Source organism: Gilvimarinus gilvus (genome assembly GCF_030518155.1).
In the GTDB taxonomy this organism is placed as follows: Bacteria; Pseudomonadota; Gammaproteobacteria; order Pseudomonadales; family Cellvibrionaceae; genus Gilvimarinus; species Gilvimarinus gilvus.
In genome coordinates this window covers 1-458 of record NZ_JAULRU010000395.1, presented here as the reverse complement: position 1 = coordinate 458, position 458 = coordinate 1, and the positions used below count along the sequence as shown (strand labels likewise).

Annotated in this window: 1 protein-coding gene; it reads left to right on the top strand. The window is 33.6% G+C overall.

The genetic code is table 11. The features are described from left to right. Positions 1–12: 12 nt before the first annotated feature. The coding region (locus tag QWI17_RS06735; protein ID WP_302721761.1) for a 2-oxo acid dehydrogenase subunit E2 at positions 13–458 on the top strand (446 nt) is incomplete at its 3' end.

Sequence of the window (458 nt, the reverse complement as noted above, 5' to 3'; positions counted from 1 at the left end):
GAGATGGATAAAATGCGTCAATTGATTTCGAAACACATGAAAAAGAGTAAACAAACTTCGCCTCATGTGACGGCTTATGTAGAACCTGATGTTACTAATTTTGTGAAATGGCGCGAAGAAAATAAGGCTGCTTTTGAAGCAAAATATAAACAAAAATTAACGTTTACGCCGTTAATTGTAGATTGTGTTGTTCGTGCAATAAAAAATTTTCCAATGGTTAATGTATCGGTTGATGAAACTGAGACTAAAATCATCAAACACAATGAGATAAATATTGGAATTGCAACTGCTTTGCCAAGTAATAATTTGATTGTTCCTGTTATTCATCAAGCTAATGAATTGAATTTAGAAGGTTTAGCAAAAGCTGTAAATTCTATTGTAGATAAAGCGAGAAACAACAAACTTTCGCCAGATGATGTTCGTGGAGGAACGTTCACAATAAGTAACGTGGGAACTTT